General features: G+C 58.7%; 17 protein-coding genes. 4 read left to right on the plus strand and 13 right to left on the minus strand.

What is annotated here, in order from left to right; genetic code table 11:
* Positions 1-27 precede the first annotated feature (27 nt).
* A complete protein-coding gene (locus ACR0LY_RS09360; RefSeq protein ID WP_170350140.1) occupies positions 28-915 on the plus strand; it encodes a DMT family transporter in 888 nt (295 codons plus the stop codon).
* Between the two features lie 135 nt (positions 916-1,050).
* Here ACR0LY_RS09360 and ACR0LY_RS09365 read toward each other — a convergent pair whose 3' ends face one another.
* The 6 genes from ACR0LY_RS09365 to ACR0LY_RS09390 form a co-directional block, all read right to left on the minus strand.
* Positions 1,051-1,254 (minus strand): hypothetical protein, encoded by a 204-nt coding sequence (locus tag ACR0LY_RS09365; protein ID WP_170350076.1) that lies wholly within the window; start codon positions 1,252-1,254, stop codon positions 1,051-1,053.
* Positions 1,255-1,602: 348 nt separating this feature from the next.
* The gene (locus ACR0LY_RS09370; RefSeq protein WP_170350077.1) at positions 1,603-1,959 is read right to left on the minus strand and encodes a DMT family transporter; all 357 of its coding nucleotides are present in this window, start codon (positions 1,957-1,959) and stop codon (positions 1,603-1,605) included.
* Between the two features lie 29 nt (positions 1,960-1,988).
* The gene (locus tag ACR0LY_RS09375; protein WP_170350078.1) at positions 1,989-3,425 is read right to left on the minus strand and encodes a UbiA family prenyltransferase; all 1,437 of its coding nucleotides are present in this window, start codon (positions 3,423-3,425) and stop codon (positions 1,989-1,991) included.
* A gap of 104 nt (positions 3,426-3,529) precedes the next feature.
* Positions 3,530-4,900 (minus strand): nucleotide sugar dehydrogenase, encoded by a 1,371-nt coding sequence (locus ACR0LY_RS09380; RefSeq protein WP_170350079.1) that lies wholly within the window; start codon positions 4,898-4,900, stop codon positions 3,530-3,532.
* 221 nt (positions 4,901-5,121) lie between these two features.
* Positions 5,122-6,297: a glycosyltransferase family 4 protein gene (locus ACR0LY_RS09385; RefSeq protein ID WP_170350080.1), complete on the minus strand. Its 1,176-nt coding sequence runs from the start codon at positions 6,295-6,297 to the stop codon at positions 5,122-5,124.
* A gap of 44 nt (positions 6,298-6,341) precedes the next feature.
* Positions 6,342-7,427, minus strand: coding sequence for an NAD-dependent epimerase/dehydratase family protein (locus ACR0LY_RS09390; protein ID WP_170350081.1), 1,086 nt, complete (start codon positions 7,425-7,427; stop codon positions 6,342-6,344).
* Between the two features lie 158 nt (positions 7,428-7,585).
* Here ACR0LY_RS09390 and ACR0LY_RS09395 point away from each other — a divergent pair, with 158 nt between their 5' ends.
* Together ACR0LY_RS09395 and ACR0LY_RS09400 are read left to right on the plus strand one after the other, a co-directional pair.
* Complete coding sequence (locus tag ACR0LY_RS09395; RefSeq protein ID WP_170350082.1) at positions 7,586-8,641, plus strand: Gfo/Idh/MocA family protein; 1,056 nt, start codon at positions 7,586-7,588, stop codon at positions 8,639-8,641.
* The gene (locus ACR0LY_RS09400; RefSeq protein WP_170350083.1) at positions 8,638-9,558 is read left to right on the plus strand and encodes a glycosyltransferase family 2 protein; all 921 of its coding nucleotides are present in this window, start codon (positions 8,638-8,640) and stop codon (positions 9,556-9,558) included. The genes ACR0LY_RS09395 and ACR0LY_RS09400 overlap by 4 nt, the downstream gene beginning before the upstream one ends.
* A gap of 13 nt (positions 9,559-9,571) precedes the next feature.
* Here ACR0LY_RS09400 and ACR0LY_RS09405 read toward each other — a convergent pair whose 3' ends face one another.
* Positions 9,572-10,708 carry a glycosyltransferase family 4 protein gene (locus tag ACR0LY_RS09405; RefSeq protein ID WP_480640818.1) on the minus strand — a complete coding sequence of 379 codons (1,137 nt, stop codon included), beginning with the start codon at positions 10,706-10,708 and terminating at the stop codon, positions 9,572-9,574.
* Between the two features lie 219 nt (positions 10,709-10,927).
* On the opposite strand from ACR0LY_RS09405, the gene ACR0LY_RS09410 reads away from it, so the two are divergent.
* Positions 10,928-12,208 carry a glycosyltransferase family 4 protein gene (locus tag ACR0LY_RS09410; protein WP_170350085.1) on the plus strand — a complete coding sequence of 427 codons (1,281 nt, stop codon included), beginning with the start codon at positions 10,928-10,930 and terminating at the stop codon, positions 12,206-12,208.
* An 8-nt stretch (positions 12,209-12,216) separates the two neighbouring features.
* On the opposite strand, the gene ACR0LY_RS09415 is transcribed toward ACR0LY_RS09410, so the two are convergent.
* The 6 genes from ACR0LY_RS09415 to ACR0LY_RS09440 all read right to left on the minus strand — a co-directional run bounded on the left by ACR0LY_RS09415 (position 12,217) and on the right by ACR0LY_RS09440 (position 18,906).
* Positions 12,217-13,746 carry a GMC oxidoreductase gene (locus ACR0LY_RS09415; RefSeq protein WP_170350086.1) on the minus strand — a complete coding sequence of 510 codons (1,530 nt, stop codon included), beginning with the start codon at positions 13,744-13,746 and terminating at the stop codon, positions 12,217-12,219.
* Positions 13,747-13,764: 18 nt separating this feature from the next.
* Positions 13,765-14,736, minus strand: a complete 972-nt coding sequence (locus ACR0LY_RS09420; protein ID WP_170350087.1) for an NAD-dependent epimerase/dehydratase family protein — start codon at positions 14,734-14,736, stop codon at positions 13,765-13,767.
* Positions 14,737-14,829: 93 nt separating this feature from the next.
* Positions 14,830-15,573, minus strand: coding sequence for a polysaccharide deacetylase family protein (locus tag ACR0LY_RS09425; RefSeq protein WP_170350088.1), 744 nt, complete (start codon positions 15,571-15,573; stop codon positions 14,830-14,832).
* 3 nt (positions 15,574-15,576) lie between these two features.
* Entirely contained in the window at positions 15,577-17,016 is a 1,440-nt protein-coding gene (locus tag ACR0LY_RS09430; protein ID WP_170350089.1) for a protoporphyrinogen/coproporphyrinogen oxidase, read from the minus strand.
* A complete protein-coding gene (locus ACR0LY_RS09435) occupies positions 17,013-17,987 on the minus strand; it encodes a lysylphosphatidylglycerol synthase transmembrane domain-containing protein (RefSeq protein WP_170350090.1) in 975 nt (324 codons plus the stop codon). The genes ACR0LY_RS09430 and ACR0LY_RS09435 overlap by 4 nt, the downstream gene beginning before the upstream one ends.
* Position 17,988: 1 nt before the next feature.
* A complete protein-coding gene (locus tag ACR0LY_RS09440) occupies positions 17,989-18,906 on the minus strand; it encodes a glycosyltransferase family 2 protein (protein WP_170350091.1) in 918 nt (305 codons plus the stop codon).
* Positions 18,907-19,049: the final 143 nt, after the last annotated feature.

Genomic DNA, 19,049 nt, shown 5'->3' on the forward strand with positions numbered 1-19,049 from the left:
CCATCGATGGATTTGAAGGCCACTGCCATGCTGCTGTTGCTTGCGGCCGTTTGGGGCGGTTCGTTTTTCTTCGGCGAGGTTGCCCTGACCGAAGTGCCGCCACTGACAATTACGCTGCACAGGGTGATCTGGGCGGTTCCTATTCTTGCCTTGATCGTCATAATCAAAGGATTGAGCGTGCCGCGCACTCCTCGGATATGGGGCGCTTATCTTGTTATGGGCGCGCTCAACAATGCCATCCCATTCTCGCTGATCTTCTGGGGGCAAACGCAGATCGACAGTGGACTTGCGTCAATTTTAAACGCAACGACGGCAATGTTCGCAGCAGTTGTGGCTGGTTTGCTTCTCAAGGATGAGCCGTTGACGCCAAAGAAGATAGCAGGTGCTGCGCTAGGTATATTGGGTGTGGCCTTCATCATGGGGCCAAGTGCGTTGACTGAGTTCAATCCCAGCAACCTGGCACAGTTGGCTATCCTTGGGGCCACACTTTCCTATGCTTTTGCCGGCGTCTGGGGCAGAACTGCTCTTTCAGGCCAACCGCCGCTTGTGAATGCGCTCGGTATGCTGATTGGCAGCACCGTGCTTATGATCCCAATTGTTCTTGTGATGGATGGCGCCCCCAATTTTGCTTTGTCTTTAGGCGTTTGGTCTGCGCTTTTTGGGATGGCCGCGTTGTCAACGGCATTGGCCTATGTTCTTTACTTTGCAATTCTTGCGCGTGCGGGTGCGGCCAATCTTCTTTTGGTGACGCTGCTGATCCCACCGTTTGCTATCGGTCTTGGCGTGACATTCCTTGGTGAGAGGATAGAGCCGAGCGCGTGGATTGGGTTCGCCATCATTGCTTTGGGCTTTGCCGTGACCGACGGTCGACTTTTTTCACGCATCGCTAAAGGCAAGCCCAGACAAGCGGAATGAGACGCATCTTTGAATTTCACCGCATAATGGCAGGCGCGAGAAACACGAAGTTCGAATATGGATAACTTCTACATGGAATGAGGGAAGTTTCAGTGCAACAGGACACTAGGCAACATGGAAACCGCCCAGCGGAGTTTAGCCGGAATAGGCGTGATCGTGTTTGCGGAGTCGATTGTGCAACAATTTGGCCACCCCAATCACGATGAGAGCTGCCAGAATGAACAGCCAGCCAAACAGAATATAGGCCCCCAATGCCATCAGGATAGAAGAACCGGAATATAAGGCAAAACCGCCAGCACATAGGCCAACAAGGATGGCTATTCCGAAAATTCCCATCATTTCTTTCGGCCCTCCGGCTGTGACCTTGGTCGTGTCCCCCTCCAAACTGGCAAGAGTGATGCCTTGGAGCGAGCGCCCACGATGATTCCGCGCCTAAATCATGGCAAAACTGTGAACCACCTTGGGTTAAAATTTGATTATTGTTACCTGACGGGGCAACGCCCCACTACTCGTTCGACACTGCGTATTTTTGAGGCCAAAAGAAGCCTGACCCAATTATTCCTTAAATTCCGTGCTGCGGCAATGCTTTCTGAAAAAGACCTCGAAAAATGTGCGAAGGTTTGCTTGCCAACATATAGATCTGTTGCGGGATTGGACCAGTCGCACCGGGCTTGTTTAGACCAGGCCTCAGGCTTGTTTCACCTGTGACAGGACAAAAACACCAGCGATGACCAGCCCGATGCCAACGATTTTTTGCAGGTTCAGTGTCTCGGAAAACAAGAAATATCCGACGACAAGAATGCCGACCATCGCCAATCCGGTGACGGCCGGGTAGGCGATACTCAGTTCAAGGCCGCGGATGGCGACAATAAAGCTGCTCAGCAACAGCAAACCACTGATCAACCCGGCCCAGGCCCAGGGCGAAACCACAAGGGCACGAATATCGAAAGGTCCTGAAAGCTGTTGCACAGCCAGTTTGAACGAGACGTTTGTGCAAATGTTCGCGCAGACCGCAAATAGCAACGCAGACCAGTATAACGACATAGTATTCTCCTTCGTTTTCGCGGCCATCATCAAAGGGTCAGGTATTTCGCAGCCAGGGTCACAAGAACAAACGCGCCACCGACCATAAGACTGATCCTGTCGCGCAGGGCAAACAGGACCGGATCGTCCGCGACCCGTCCGCGCCGGGCACCGACCCAGATGCGGTTGCCCCAGTACAGCAGTAGCAGACACAGCAGCCAAAGGATTTCGGGTGTCCGGTAAATCTCCTGCACTTCGGGGCTGTTGATATAAAGCGCCAGAATGACAACGGCTGCGGTGATATTGGCCACGCCCAGGCTGAACATGGTTTCGCTGTCGGCATAGGAATAATCCCGGCCATGGACATTGCCGTCATCTTCAGGTGCCGCGGCCACTTCGATGTAGCGTTTCAGATAGCCGAGGCTGACAAAGACAAACATCGAGAATGCCAGAAACCAGGATGACAGGACAATTCCGGTGGCCGCAGACCCCGCGATGACACGCAGCGTGTAAAGCGACGCCAGCACCATGACATCCGCTGTTGCAATCTGTTTGAGCCAGAAGGAATAGGCCATGGTGATGATCAGATAGGCAATCAGCACAACCGTAAAGACGGGTGGAAGGAAAGTCAGTGAGAGGGCAAAGGCGATAACGGGCAGCGCGATGGCCCCGGCAATGCCTGTATGCAGGGACAGATCGCCCGATGGCAGAGGGCGGTGCCGTTTGCTTGTGTGCTGGCGATCAGCGGCCAGATCAACCAGATCGTTCAGGAAATACACACCCGACGCACAGAGGCTGAAGCAGATAAAGGCCAGAAGAGAGGCAAGAACCGATGAAAAAGGCAGATACTGCTGAGAGGTGAAGATCGGCGCAAAGATCAGGGCGTTCTTTGCATATTGATGCGGCCGCATTGATTTGAGAAAGGCGCGCCACAGCGGCGGGCGTGATGTGATGACTTTCTCGGCTGTGCCCGCCGCCTGCGCCGTTGCCACCTCGGATTCAGGAGCATTTACGAATATGTCCGACGCAGAGGCGGCCCAGATTGGGTTGTCGGCGGCGCTGTCTCCGGCATATGCAAATGCATCACCATGGGCGGCGGCGCGTATCGCGGTCAGCTTGTTGGCGCCTTTCAGGTTGTGATCTGCATCCGTTGCCAGCACGGACTCGAATATCCCCAGATGTGCGGCAACCTTATCGGCATATATGCGGTGCGAAGCTGTCGCGAGAACCAACTGCCTGCCATCCGCTTTCTGCTGTTCCAGGTATTCAAGAAGCGGGGTTTCGTATGGCAGCGTCTCGGCTCTGAGGGTGACCTCCTGGGCAATGCGTTCCTTGGCGTAGGGAATACCTTTGAACAGCCATAAAAGGAGGGGAAAGATATTAAGCGGGTTCCTTTTCAGGAATTGAAGAATGGCCTCGACAAAAAGATCAGTTCTGATCAGCGTCCCGTCCAGATCAACAAAAATTTTCTCGGGCTTTTCACTCATTACAAGAATTCTACTTTTGATTTTTACCTCATTGAAAGTACGTAATTTTAGTAACCTTTTTTCTGTTTCAAAATTGCCGGACGCGTTGCACAGGGCTGATGTGTTCAGAGTTTGACGAGCTTGCCGCTTGTCACGGTAATTTCTGCTTTTTCAAAGACGTTGCGTGTGTCGAAGATCAGCGTCGCCGTGCGCGCGACCAGATCGTAATCCGGGGCGCTGTGATCGGTGATGACGGCCACCGCCGCATATTGTCTCAGGTTCTCGGCCGCCAGCGGCACAGACTCCCGGCCCGCAAGCTGCGGGTATTCACCGCCTTCCGGCAGTCGGGGGAAATACGGGTCGTGATAATCCACCTCGGCCCCCAGCTTCTCCAACTCATCCAGCAGCACCAACGCCGGGCTGCGGCGGGTGTCTTCGACATCGCGCTTATAGGCGATGCCCATCAGCAAAATATTCTGCCCGGTCAGCGGCTGCCCGGTTTCCGCCAGCGCCGAGCCGTTGCGTGCCGTCAGCTCTGCAGCCATGCGCGCAGCCAGCATCTGCGGGACGGCGTCGTTGCTGGAGCGTGCCAGATTGATGATCGGCGTATCCGACCCCGCATCTGCGGCGCGCCACGCCAGATAGGCGGGGGACACCGGAATGCAGGCCCCGCCAATGCCGGGGCCGGGATAGAAGGGCATAAAGCCAAAGGGCTTGGTGGCCGCTGCCTCGATTACCTCCCAGACGTCCACATCCATCGCCTCAAGCGCAGTTTTCAACTCGTTGACCAAGGCAATATTGACGGTGCGAAAGCTGTTTTCGACCAGTTTCACCGCTTCGGCTGTGGCGGCCGAGCTGACCGGCACCGCGCTGGTGACGATGGCGCGATAGAAATCCTCGACCAGTTGCCGCGACAGCGGATCGTCGGCACCTACCACTTTGGGAATACTGTGCGTGTCGAACTTGTCATTGCCGGGGTCTTCGCGTTCCGGCGAGAAGGCCAGAAAGAAATCAGAACCTGCACGCAGACCGCCGGCTTCAAGAATGGGCTGGACCAGAGTTGTCGTGGCTCCGGGCCAGACGCTGCTTTCCAGTACAACCATCTGACCGGGGCGCAGATGCTGCGCGATGGTTTGGGCTGCGGCAGCAACAAAGCGCATGTCCGGGTCCTGCGCATCGGTCAGCGGGGTCGGAACGCAGATCAGCACGATATCGGCCTCGGCCAGTGCGGCAGGGTCCTGCGTGGCGCGGAAACGCCCACTGTCCACAGCCTGCGCGATCCGATCCGACGCCAGATACGAGATGACCTGATCGCCCTGATTGATCCGCGCCACCCGGTCTGGGTTCAGGTCAACGCCGGTTGTGTCGAACCCCTCATCATAGGCGGTCAGCGCCAGCGGCAGGCCGACGTAGCCCAACCCCACCACCGCGACCCGCGCGTCGCGCGCCGCGATAAGCTGCCCGAGGGACTGATGGTGCGAGGTTTCGTAGTTCATAATTTACCCTGATCTTACAAAGTCAGACTGAAATCAATTCACGGTATGGCTGTCGGAAATTCTAACCTTTTCCACGGATAGGAGGAAGGGGGTGCGAATCCAACAAATTTGTCAGCCTGGTTCCAGACTGCCGTACCGCGTTTCCAATAAGGGTTCAATTCTTGGACGGACACAGAATTGTTGCGGGAAGTTTGAAAAAGGCGCGCCTGGGAAAAATTTCTTTACTTTGGGCTTAGCGCCGTTCGAAACGATGCCTCGGCCAGTTCTGCACCTTTGTCCCAGCTAAAGTTTGAGGCTTGCGCCATGGCTTTTTGCGACAGGTCACTTCGTAGTCCGGGTTCTGTCAGTAAGCGGATGGTTTGATCCGCAAGGGCCTGGCTGGATAGGGGGTCGAAATAAAGCCCGCCATCACCCACCACCTCGGGCAGACTGCCGCGATCCGAGGACAGAACGGGCGTGCCGCATGACATCGCCTCGAGCGCGGGCAGACCGAACCCCTCCCAAAGCGAGGGAAAGACCAGCGCATCGGCCGAATTGAGCAGAGCGGCAAGTTCGGGGTCATCAATCTCGCCGGTGAATAGGATGCGTTCGGACCGGGTGGCATCAGCGGCAGCACTGGCCTTGAGGTCTTCGACATTGTCCCAGAACCGCGCCCCGGTGGTGCGCCCGACAATAGCCAGCCGCGTTTTTGGCGCTTTCTGAAGGATCTGAGGCATGGCCTCAATTAGGCGCAGAACGTTTTTATGTCGGTTGAACCCGCCCAGATAAACTAAAAGCGGTGCGTCAGGTGGGATTCCATAGGTCTCTCGGGCTTTCACCAAAACCCGATTGTCGTGAATAGGCTGAAAGATGTCCTCGGCCCCTTCCGTGATCGTGTCAATTCGCGCGCGGGGAATGCGCAGAATACGCGTCAGGTCATTTGCCGAAGCGTCCGAAATCGTCATCACCCGCGTCGCCTGCACCTTGGCCAGCCAGCATTTGGCCTGCCACAGTCGGAAGTTCAGACGTTTTGGAAAGATCAGGTCGGGAAAGCGTTCGGGTATCGTGTCGTGATAGCAGACTACCGTGGGTCGCCGGGACGGCAGCGGAAAATAGGAATAAACCGCCGGGTAAAAGAACACGTCGCAGTCGATGTGTCGGGCCGCCTTGGCCATTGTCAGCAAATCGGCCCCGCCCCGGGCTTTGGCTCCCGATGAGGCCTCGGACATCGAAAATTCAGAGCCTGCAATGCGGGTTTCGACACCTTCCGGCACGGGTCGTGTCGGTTCCTGATCAAACAGGAGCGTATATCGAAAGCCGGTATCGCGGGCGGCCAGAGCAGTGACCAGATTCCGGGTGAACCGGCCAAAGCCTCGTTCGTTATCCCAGGGTGTTGCGTCAATGGCGATGTGGGTCAAAGGCCTTGGTCCCTGATAACATGCAGTAAATGGTTGCAATTAAACTATTTTCCATACCTGTTGCGCAGATAATCCTGCGTGGCCTCCAACCCAGAGTCGAGGTCGTATTCCGGTGCATAACCTAGTCTGGCCCGCGCATGGGTGATCTGGCAATGCCCCTTGGTCGAGAACAGTTCCAACATATAACGGTCCGGGTAAACCTCGCCCTGTTGCGGCAACCGTTGTTTCACCATTTGCACTATCCCCTCAAACCTCTCGCGACCGATCCAGCCTCGGGCAGCGGCGCTGATCCGGGCAGCCAGCGGCGGTGTGTCCGGGATTGTGCCGGGTTCCTCGGGTGGCAACCGTTCTGCGAGATCGGCCAGCGGAACATAATGAGTGCTGCCCCGACCGATGATGTTGGCATAGCCGGTCAGCAGAGAGGACCATGAAAAAGGACGCGCGCCTGAAATGATGAACCGTTCTTGCCCAAGCCCCTCCAGCACTGCGGCGCGCAGCATGGCCTGTACCAGATCGTCGACGAACACTGCGTTGCACAGCCCCTCGGGTTCGGGCAGCACCACACTGCCGGCGGCCATCCAGTCGGCCAACCGGTCCGTCCAGAGCATGCTACCCGGGCCATAAACCAGCGTTGGTTGCAGGATGGCAACCGGGCAATTTCCTTGTATCAGGGTCTGTTCCATCGCCATTTTGGCTTGGCTGTACGGTGTGCCTCCGGCTTGGGACGCGGGGCTGTCTTCGGTCAGATTTTCCTGTGGCCAGCCGTCATAGACGACGATGGAACTGATATGGATGATCCGTCCGACCTCGACAGCTTCGGCGGCCTGTCTGAGGGTGTCGAATGTTGCAAGGTTTTCGGCTGCAGGCGCGCGCATGTCATAGGCCAGATGAAATAGTACGTCCTGATCGCGCAGGGCGGATTTCATCGCAGCCCCATCCCCAAGCGATCCTGTCACAACCTTTGCGCCCATTGCCGCAAGTGCGTGCGCGCCATGGCGACTGCGCAGCAGAACGGTGACCTTGGCACCCGCATCCAGCAAGGCCGGAACAAGCCGTTTACCAACAAAACCGGTTGCCCCGGTCACGAAGACCGATTTGCCATTCAGGCGGTCCAATCCGGTGATGCTCACACTTCAAATCCTCTTTGATCTCGTTTTGTCGGCAAATGTCATCCTTCAGAAACCTAGCGTGGAGGCAGCGTCTGTGCTACTCCGCTTATAGGTGAATTGTTGTTAAAGATGCCGGGTGTAGCCCTGTTGCGCACCCGTGATTGTTAATGAGGAATTGAATGAAGATCGGTGTGATCGGGGCGGCCGGAAAGATCGGCCAAATGCGGGTTCAGAACATTCTTGAGTCTCCTGATGCTGAATTGGCGGCGGTTCTGGACTTGGAGTTTCATCGCGCTGTGGCTGTGGCGGATGGCGCGCCTGCCTTTACCGATCTCGACCGGTTTTTTGCCACGTCGATGGATGCGGTGGTGATCTCGACCCCGGCGCATATACGTGAACCGCTCTGCCTGCGGGCCTTTGCCGAAGGCCTGCATGTGCTGACCGAAAAGCCGCTGTCCCCGACCGTGGAAGGGGCAAGGCGGATCGTTGATGCCGCGAAAAATGCGGGCAAGGCTTTAGGGGCCGGGTTCAATATGCGCTACTACCCGTCGTTTGCGCATGTGAAAGAGGTCGCATCCTCGGGCGAGATCGGAGAGATCGACCATGTCCGCGTATATGGCGGCCATGACGGGTTGGGCCATTTCACCCATGATTGGGAATATCAGGCCGAATTTTCCGGCGGCGGTGCGTTGTGGGATGTGGGTATTCACATGACCGACATGGCGCGTTTCATTCTGGGCGAGATTACCAGCGTTTATGGAGTGGCCACCAACACGGTCTGGAACGTGCCGGGGTCCGAGGACAACGCTGTGGCAATCTTCAAGAACCCCGATGGTATTCCGGCGATCTATCAGGCCTGCTGGAACGATTGGAAAGGCTATCAAAGCGTGATCGAGGTGTACGGCTCGCGCGGTATGGTGCGCGGGGCCTATGCGCCGATGCAGAACCTTGTCATCACCATGGACAAGCCCGGTGGTGCGCCCAAACGGGTGCGTAAGTTTTATCCGGAAATCATGGTGCGCGAGAAATTGAAATCCTGGAAATCGACCGCGATCCTGTCCTTTGGCGACGAACTGGCCGATTTCATCCGCCTGACCCGCGGTGAAACCGGCCTGAACTGCGCCGACGGTCATGCGGGCCTGCGCGCGGTCGAAATCGCCGCCGCTGTGCCGGAAAGCACGCGCAGCGGTCAGCCAGTTGAACTGGACAATCTGGGGGACATGACAATCCAATGAGCAGCGACCCGACCCTTTCCATCGTTTTGACCATCGTGCAAGGCGGCAGCTATGTGCGGGATTTTCTGGAAGCAGTGCGCAGTTTCGATGACCCGCCGCCGCTGGATGTGATCATTCCCTATGACGCCAGCGTCGCGGATGTTGCCCAATATGCCGATGACTATCCCGAAGTGCGGTTTCTGGATCTGGGCGTCATCGACCCGATCCGCCCGATCACCTCCGAGGCGGGCAAGCATGAGCTTTACGACCGCCGCCGCTCGGCCGGGCTGGCCGCAGCCACGGGCGATATTATCGGCATTCTCGAAGATCGCGGCCTGCCGCAATCCGATTGGGCGCGTACTATCGTGCGGTTGTATGCAGAAACCGGCAAGAACGTGATCGGCGGCGCGATTGAATGCATGGAGCCGGTCAGCCCACTGAACTGGGCCTTTTACGTCACTGATTTTGGCCGCTACGGGCGGCCGTTTGAAACCGGTCCGGCAGATTGGGTGTCAGACGTGAACCTGACCTATAGCCGCAAAGCCTTGGATGAAACGCAGCATCTATGGAAAGACCGTTATCACGAGCCAATCGTGCATTGGCACCTGATCGAACAGGGTGAGGAGCTGTGGCTCTCGAACGAGGTGGTCGTGCATCACCACCGGCCCAGGGCGACATTTCGGGAATTGCTGCCCGAGCGGTTCGATTGGGGTCGCCTGTTCGGTGAAATCCGGGTGCGCAATCAAAGCAACGCAAAGCGCCTGATGCTGATCCTTGCGGGGCCACTGATTCCGCCACTGCTTTGGGTGCGTCACTATAAGCTGCAGGCCAGCAAGGGGCGGGGGATGCGGTACCTCAAGACGCTGCCGTATGTCATGCTGCTGTCGACCGCTTGGACGCTGGGCGAAGTCTGGGGCTACATCACCAAACGTCCCTGATCTGCGGTCCTTTTTAGCGACCTGCCAGAGTGTAATAGGTCTTTTCGAATTGCTGGTGCACCCAATCCGGATCGAACCGGTCTTCGAGGCTGCGTTTCAAAGCATTTTCCGCAAGGGTTCGGCGGCGGTCTTCGTCTGACAAGACATCCGCCACGGCAGCGCAGATCGCATCGATATCGGCGATGGGCACGACCGCGCCAACACTGTCATCAATCAATTCGACCACGCCGGAACAGGCGGTGGCCACCGCCGGGGTTCCGGCCTGGAACGCCTCGGCAATGGTGAAGGGCAGCGCCTCCCATCGCGAGGTCAACAGGAACAGATCCGCCGCCCGCAGGAGCCGGATCGGCTTGTCGGTGCGACCAATGAAGCGCAGGTGCTTACCCAACCCTTTTTCCTGCGCCAGCGCATGCAGTTGCGCCTCATCCGGTCCGTCACCTGCAACGATGAAACGATAGCCGGGATGGATGTCTTTCATCCGCGCGACGCAGTCGATCAGGATGTCGATGCCTTTTTGCGGCAACAGACGGGCCAGAGTGACGATCACCCGGTCGCCATCGCCAAGCAACTCGGAGCGCAGGCTGGCAATGTCTTCTGCACTGTCCTCGGGTGGCGGGGTGACGCCCAGACCTATAACCTTCAGCTTGTTCTGAGGTACGTTGCCAATGGTGGCCAGATCCTCGGCCGAGCGGTGACTGGGCGTGATCACCAGATCGCATTTCGCGGCAATCCCTCCGAATGCGGCGATCCGCTCGGGCTCGGACCCGTGATAGGTGACGGCGACGGGGATGCGCCGCCCGGTGCGGGCCAGATTTGCAACCAGCGCAGGGGCGGATTCATGGCAGTGGATCAGATCGACCGGATGGTTCGCCAGCCAGCGCCGCAACCGCCAGGCCGCGACTGCCGTATGGCGCAACCGGTTGGCGATGTTGCCGCCATCGCCAGCGACATAGCGGGTGGGCAGGTCGAGGAAATCCGGCTGCTGATCAGGCCCGGCCCAGATGTCGGCGGTGCCAGCCAGCGTGACGCGATGATCGTGTGTCTGCAGCCACTCACTCAGCCCTAGGATATGCCGGGTGATGCCGCCCATACCGAACTGGGTGCCCATTTCGACAACATGAAGGGGGTCTGAAGAGGAAGAGGTCTGCATCTGAAGCGGGATCGAGCCAATTTTCTGAACTATTCCCCGATCATAGCATGCGCACAGCATTTGCACATGCTGTGGTCATGGCCCGTGACAGCCTGCGTATGTTTGCAGCATGTCCGCAACACCGGTGGCTATCTGAGTGTCCATATGGCTTGATCCTTTCGATTGTCGCAGGGATCGTGTTTCATACCTGAAAGTTATTGGTTGTTTGGTACAATTCACATGCAGTCGCTGCGCATTCTGATGTTCACCACATTTTACCCGCCCTATTCCTTTGGCGGTGACGCCATAGGGATTCAGCGCATGGCCCGGGCGCTTGTGGCGCGCGGTCACGATGTGACGGTGGTGCATGACGAAGACAGCTATTTGATCTTGGGCGGCAAGCCGCAGGCCGAGGGCGACCCCGATGGGGTGCGGCGGATCGGGCTGCGCAGCCGCAATGGTATGATGTCGAACCTGCTGACCCAGCAGCTGGGCCGACCTGTTGTACACGCAGCCCGCATCCGCGAGATACTGGCCGAACGGAAACCGGATATCATCTGGCACAACAATACATCCCTGATCGGAGGACCCGGCCTGTTGCCGATGGGTGAGGGGCTAAAAGTTTATGAGGCGCACGAGCATTGGCTGGTCTGCCCCACCCATGTTCTGTGGCGGTACGGGCGCGAGCTGTGCGACGCGCGCCAATGCCTACGCTGCGTGCTGAATCACAAACGTCCGCCGCAGCTGTGGCGCTATACCGGCGCGCTGGACCGGGCGCTGGATCATATGGATCTGATCATTGCAAAAAGCGAATTCAGCCGCGCCAAACATCGCGAATTCGGTCTGCGGCAAGACATGCAGGTGCTGCCCTATTTCCTGCCCGATCTCGATCAGAGCGCCCTGCCAGAACCAGCGGCCCATGAGCGCCCCTATTTCCTGTTCGTCGGACGTCTGGAAAAGATTAAAGGGTTGCAAGATGTGTTTCCGGCCTTTGACCGCTATTCGGATGCCGATCTGCTGATCCTGGGCGACGGTGACTATGCGGATGAGTTAAAGAGCCAAGCCGCAGGCAATGACCGGATTAAATTCCTGGGCCGCAAAACCCTTGAGGAGCTTAACGCCTATTACCGCGGTGCGATCGGGTTAATCGTTCCGTCGGTTTGCTATGAGACGTTCGGCATCATCCTGATTGAAAGCTTCCGTCTGGGCACGCCGGTGATTGCCCGTCGGTTGGGCCCATTCCCCGAGATCGTGGAGCGGGCCGGAGGTGGGTCGCTGTTTGAAACCGAGGATGATTTGATCGCGGCGATGCGTGAATTGCAGCACCAGCCGGACCAGCGCGGGGTGCAGGGAACTGCGGCGCGCAATGCCTTTCTGGACATTTGGCATGAGACCTCTGTGCTTGAAGCCTATGGTGCGGCGCTGGCGCGTGCGGCGCATGGAAAAGGTGATCGGGCGCTTTCTGCGGCTCTGGAGTCCGGTGCGTTCGAGAACGGAGCGCGTGCAGCATCACTTGCATGAATTGAGCGCTAGGGGGTCAGCGTTCCGATGCGATGGGCATTGGCCATGACCGAGAAGGTGATGGTTGTGGCCGGGATGCTGGGCAGGCTCGAGGCATCGACAAGATGCACCCGTGATAATCCATGCGGCCGCCCCAGGATGTCGGATTGCCCCGCGCCGGGGGCCTTGGCCATAGGGACCGAGCCGCCGACGTGAAAGCTGGACCCCACCTCACCCGGACGGCGGGCAAACGCCAGCGGTATGAGGCCGGCACGTTTCAGCACCTGTGCCAATCGGGACGTCACCCACCCCATCACCATTTCGGTTGCCTCATTGGTCTGCACCGTCGGGACCAGCCTCCTGTCAGTGGCCAGCGTCAGGTCGATCCGGGCGGAATGGGCCGAATGCAGAAACGCCTGCGCCACGATCAGCCGCCGCGCCAGCATCCGCCACAGAACGCCCGATCCCGGCAGTTTGGAGCCGTGGCTGTTGATCAGGTCATGGGCATAAAATTCGTTCCAGGTATAGACCTGCGCATGGACCAGATGGGGTGAGATGTTCGGATCATCCAGTTCGATGAACATCTGCGGCAGGGTGTGATAGGGCCTTTGATCCGGGCGGCGCGGTGTGCGCCAGCGGTGCAGGTTGGGCAGAAAGAAATGCTGGCTGTCCTGTAGTTGCAAACTGGTAGACGGATCCGGCGACGACGTCAAAAACAGCCGCGCCGTTTCCAGAACCCCGGCGGCCACAAAAATGCGACTGGCTTGCAAGGCCTCGCCATCCTCCAGCGTCAAGGTGACGTGGTCGGCCTGTTCTTCGAACCGGCGGGCGAGGCCAGCGCGATATTGAAAGGCCGGGTTACGGCGCAACTCAGTCAGCGTTTTCTGGGCTGAATAGATGTAGCCCCAAGGGCATCCATGTAGGCACTGGCCGCAATATTGGCATCCGGGGTCAACGGCCAGACGCGCCAGTCCGGCATGGGCGCCCAGTTCTGACAGGCTGGTTTTCTGATGCTCCAGACGCTGCAACAACTGCTGCGCCTGTGGGGACGGGGTCAGCGGCACCCGGTCCTGCATCGAAAGGGCGGGGAACAGGGTCTGCAATGCATCCTGCTGGCCGCTTACGGGAAGAAATTCGGCGACGGCGCGGTAATGCGGAGCCAGATCGTCAATTCCAATCGGCCAGTCCGCGATGTCCTCGGCGCGGTTGGGCAGAACCGCCGAACCCCAGAGATTGGACAGCCCGCCCACCGCATGTGAGGCCCGCAACCCGATCCGTTCGGGCGACACCAGTGTCTTGGCGCCCGGCACCATGGCAAAATCCGACCCGAACCGGCGCACCTGCCCGGGCGGTGTGTCGAATTGCGGGGCCTGCCATTTTTTTTGGTCATCAACAGACCAGGTGTCGGGATCCGAAGCCGCAAGTTTGTCACGGCGGTCTTGCGCTGGGGCCTCCAGCCTGCCGCCCGGGTCCAGCATCAGAACCTGACGCCCCCGGTTCAGCAAAGCCATGGCCACAGACACGCCGGACGGCCCGGAGCCGATCACCAGATCAGTCACAGATGGGAACCTGACGGCTCATGCGGAAACCGGGGCCTGCATTTCAGTGATGATATCTTCGATAGTCTGCTGCAGCGTGCGCATCGGGCGGAATCCAGTGACGCGCTCCAGCTTTGACACATCGGGCAGCCGGCGCTGCATATCCTCGAACCCTTCGGGATATACCGCGTCATAGGGAACATAGCGGATTTCCGAGTTGGACCCGGTGAGTTCAATGACCTTTTCAGCCAAAGCGCGGATTGTGACTTCTTCGTTCGAGCCGATATTGAACACCTCGCCTTTTGCCTGTGGCGCGTTCATCAGCAACCCCAATGCCTTGACGACATCGGCCACATGACCGAAGCAACGCGACTGCTCGCCACTGCCATGCACCATCAGGGGCGCACCCTCCAGCGCGGCTTTCACGAAATTCGGCAACACCATGCCATAGCGGCCCGTCTGTCGCGGCCCGGTGGTGTTAAAAAACCGCAGAACCGTGACTGGCAGACCGGATTCGCGCGCATGGGCCAGCGCCAGAAACTCATCCAGCGTTTTGGAACAGGCGTAGGACCAGCGCAGGTTGCGCGTGGCCCCAATGGTCAGATCGTCGTCTTCCTGAAACGGAAACTTCGCGCTTTTGCCGTAAACCTCGGATGTAGAGGCGACAAATGTATAGGTCTTGTTTGGCAGCGCCGCATCCAGAACATTCTCGGTACCCGCAACATTGGTCAGGATCGATCGGCTGGGCTCATCCATGATCAGTTTGACGCCAACGGCGGCGGCCAGATGAAAAACGACGTCAGCCGGACGAACCAGATCGGTGACCATCTGGCGATCCAGAATTGAGCCTTCGGTGAATGTGAAATTCGGGTGGTCCGCAACCGAGGTCAGATTTGCCAGCCGTCCGGTCGAAAGATCATCAAAGACCGTGACCGTGTGGCCATCCCGGATCAGCTGTTCCGTCAGATGAGAGCCTATAAACCCGGCGCCACCGGTAACCAGAATATGCATTTGTTCGTACCTGTTTCTTGTTGAAAACCAATTTACCGGATCGTACAACCCGCGCTGCGTATCCGGCTATAGCCGCAGGCGGAAAATATCTGTTCACCACGGTTGCCCGCGTATTGCCGCGCGCACCCCTCGCATTGTCTTGCGCGCCGTCAGATAGGCTTTGCCGCGCCCTTCCAAATGCGCTTTCCAACGGGCGATGTCGGTAAAGTAAAACATCTCGAGCCGGGGCAGATCGTGGATATCGTCCCCCGCCTTGGCCACGCCCAGCCTGGTGCCGACCGAAGTGTCGTAATGCTGAGCGATCTGTCTGAGTACGCTGCTATTCGACGCGCCGTAAGGCGGTGCGAAATGCCGGACAGGCTGGCCCAGCCGCGCGGCAATGTCCTGACCGGAGCCACTTACTTCCTCTTCCAGCATGAGCGTATCCAGCGTGGTGAGATCGGGATGGTTGACACTATGCGCGCCAAAACAGACCCCTTCCCCTGCCAGGGCTTCGATCCTGTCCCAACCCATCAGGGGGCGGGGCGGGATGTTGCCTCCGACCCAGTGGTCCATCCCGCCCATCAGGCCCGAGGGCAGATAGACGATGGGGCAGAAGCCATGATCGCGCAGAATGGGCCAGGCGGTATCGGCGAAATCTTCGAACCCGTCATCGAAACTGATGATGACCACGCGGGGGCCGGGCGGGTTGGCCAGCGCATCGGGCGTGACCACCGGCAGGCTGGATGCCGCCAGCGCCTGCATCTGGGCCTTGAACACCTCGGGCGCGATTGAGGTCGGTCCAGGCGCATCCGAGATCGAATGATACATCAGGATATCGGCCTGCCAGGCGGTCATGGATCAGTCTTCCACCACATGAGTAGCAAAGACCTCGCGATATTTATTCCATTTCGCGCGGTCGACCTGACCTGTGCCGTTGATGCAATCCGCCGCGCCATAGGCCATGGCAAAGGCGTGGTGGGTGTTGTCATGGGCGAACAATCCCTGACGTCCAAATACGAGCAATCCGTCCAGATTTGAGAGCCACTGATCAACCGTATCAAACCGCGCCTCATACCCCACGTCGTAAACCGGATAGGCGTGGCTCAGCCGTCGGGATTCACAGCGGCGCACCGGCACGGTGACCGGCAGGCCCAGCTGGTCCAACCATTTGGTGAACTCCTGCCCCAGTTCTTCGTCGGACATGGACCACCACTTTTCATCCGGGTCGCAGGGCAGTTCGGCGCACAGCACGGTCACGCCCTTCGGCGCGCCACTGGCGTTATAGTTCTTGGGTTCTGACATCCGGCTGATCGGGATCGACAATTCCGGAAAGTAATGCGCGTCGAACTCGGTGAACTGATCTGTCTCCAGCACCAGATACAGCAGGATCATGCCCCTAAACCGGATGGCGCGGGCGGCCTCGACCACTTCCGGCGGAGGGGCGTCGATCAGGCGCGTCAACCCGGTCAGCGGAATGGTCGACAGGATCAGATCGCCGGTCACATGCCGCTCGCTGTCGCCGTCGCGGATCGTCAACCCGGTGATACGGTCGCCGTCGCGGTCAATCCCAGTGATTTCGGTGTTGAACATGAAGGTGGCGCCATTTGTGCGCGCGCTTTCAAGCATTGCGTCCGAGATTTGTCCGAACCCTTTGCGCGGATAGAAAAATCGCCCGGCGGTTTCGCTGCGCAGCCCAGGCACCAGGCGCAGCATCTTCATCAGGATCTTGCCGACCGATCCGCTGCCGACCCGGCGCTCAGCCAGCTTGACGGCCAGCTTTTCCGGATCCAGCCCCCAGAGTTTGCGCACGTAGGGGAAATAGAAATTGTCCGAAATCGTTGGCCCCAACCCGTCATAAAGCACGGTCGAGAATGTCTCGGGGCCCGTGCTTTTCTTGCGAAAGGGTTTCAGCACCATGTCCCCGATCAGTGACGCGGCAAAGGGCTTGGGCAGGCGCATAAGCGCGTCGGTCAGTTTCAGCGGGAAGTGAATCCATTTGCCACCCAGCCGGATACGCCCATGGCGCGGGCGCAGCAGCAGATCATCACCCAACAGCGTTTTCACATCCTGCAGCACCTCAGGCTCTGCCGCAGGGTGAAACCGGTGCGAGCCATAATCGCAAATCACGCCTTCGACCGGGAACGAGGCCGAATTGCCGCCTGCAATGGGTGCGCGTTCGATCACGGTCACCTTTGCCTGCCCGGTCAGGGCGTATGCTGCGGCCAGACCAGCGGGTCCGGCACCGAGTATGATGATTTCAGGCTTATCCTCGCCTGTTGGCCGGGAAACATCCGTCACTTGCACTCTTCCTTTTGGGAATTCGCCGGAGCGCTAAACCGCATCCCGGACATTGTCAGAACCAGCGCGCCAAACCCGCCCGCTGTAAACAGAACAACCTGCCAGACCAGCCCGGCTGCCACGACGGCAGGCGCGCTGGCACCAAAGGGGGCCAGAAAGCCCGCCAGCGTGGCCTCGCGCAGGCCCAGCCCGTTCAACGACACCGGCAGAACTGCGATAATCTTGGCCAGCGGCCAGGCAAATATCCACGGCCCGGCTGCCACATCGACACCCGCCGCGATGGCCAGCCACCAGGCCAGCATGACCAACAACAACTGGATCAAAACCGACGCGATAAAGGCCGCCGCCAGCGTACCTGGCTTGCGGCCCAACCCGGTCAGCGCATCGGCCAGACGACGCGCAAAGCCCTTACCAGGCAGAGACGGGACATAGCGCCAGGGCAGGGGCAGCAGACGCGGCAATGCGACCATACCCGCCAGCGCCGCAAGCAGGACCAGCGCCACAGGCCAGATCATATGTCCGCCCTCGGCCCGTTCCCAAGTCAGGACAAGCCCAAGGCAGGACAAGGTCAACAAGGCCACCATGTCGATCAGCCGATCCACGGTTGCACCTGCCACGACCCGCGCCCCGTCTTTCATTGCCGCTTGTGCCATCCCGGCGCGCACCGTATCGCCCCCAATCGCGCCCGGCAGGCACAGATTGGCAGCCAGACCGGCAAAATGCGCCCGGACAGCCAGCAGGGGCGAAAGCCCGCGGCCCAGCAGCAGCCACCATTTCAGCGCTGCACCCACATGGGCCAACAGGAACAGGACCAGTACGCTCAGGAACACCCAGATCGGGATTGCCTTGAATGCCGCCACGATGGCCTCGGCCGGAAGGATCCAGAACAGGATCGCCAGAACCAAAGCCGACCCGGCCAGCCGGATCAGCCAGCGCCGTTGAGTCGGATCGGAAAGCATGCTGCCGCTCATATCAAGGTCTGAGATGCAGTCGCGAAATCATGTCGGCAATCAACCCCAACGACCAGATCATGATCGCCGCCAGGAATGAGAACACCGCCGTTTCACTGAGGTTCCAGTAGAACATGTCGATAATGAACTTAACCGTGCCCAAAGTGAAAAACGCCAGACCCAGCGGGATGAACACCCGCAGCGGGTTAAACAACGTGCTGATGCGCAGGATCAGGATGATGAAGTTCAGAAAATCGATCGGTCGGATTTTCGATTTACCCACCCGCTTACCGTATTCGATCGGCGTATAGATCATCCGCTTGCCATTCGAGGTCATGCACAGTGTGATCGTGGTGGTGAACGAGAAATTCTGTGGCAGCAGTGGCAGGAACGGGATCAGCTCGGATTTGCGGAACACACGCAGCCCGGAATTGAGGTCGTTGATCTTGCGCTCGGCCAGGAATGAGGCAAAGGCGAACAGGAACTTCTTGGCCGGCCGCCGCAGCAGCGGCACGTTCTTCATTGCGGCGCCCCGATCGCCCACCACCATGTCCTGATCGCGGCACATGGCCAGCATGCCCGGCAGGTAACGCGCCGGATAGGTGCTGTCAGCATCAAGGATGGCCACATATTCATACTGTGCCATCCGCACCCCGCGTTTGAGACTGGCGCCGTATCCGGAATTGACGTCGTTGAAGGTGACGGTGGCACCGCTGGCCTCGGCCTCGGCGCGGGTGTTGTCCTGGCTGGCATCGTCGACCACGATGATCTCGTACGGAATACCCAGCGGTTCGAGATGGGCCCGCACATCTTCAACAGTGCCACGGACGGCGTTTTCTTCGTTATAGGCAGGGATGACCACGCTCAGGCTCATGCCAGAAGTATCCGGCGCACCGGTTGGGATGTTGTCCGGGGTGATCTGCTCGGCAACCTTGTTCATGAAAATGAAATCCCTTTGCGTACTTAATGTATATTCTGCCCCGCTTGGCATTCATGCCGTTCAGAGCGCAACGGGCTCAATTCCCATCGCTGCTTATTGTATTCAAACACAGACAGGCTGGATATAGACAATAATTTTGACAA

It is taken from the genome of Ruegeria sp. BC5 (assembly GCF_056539205.1).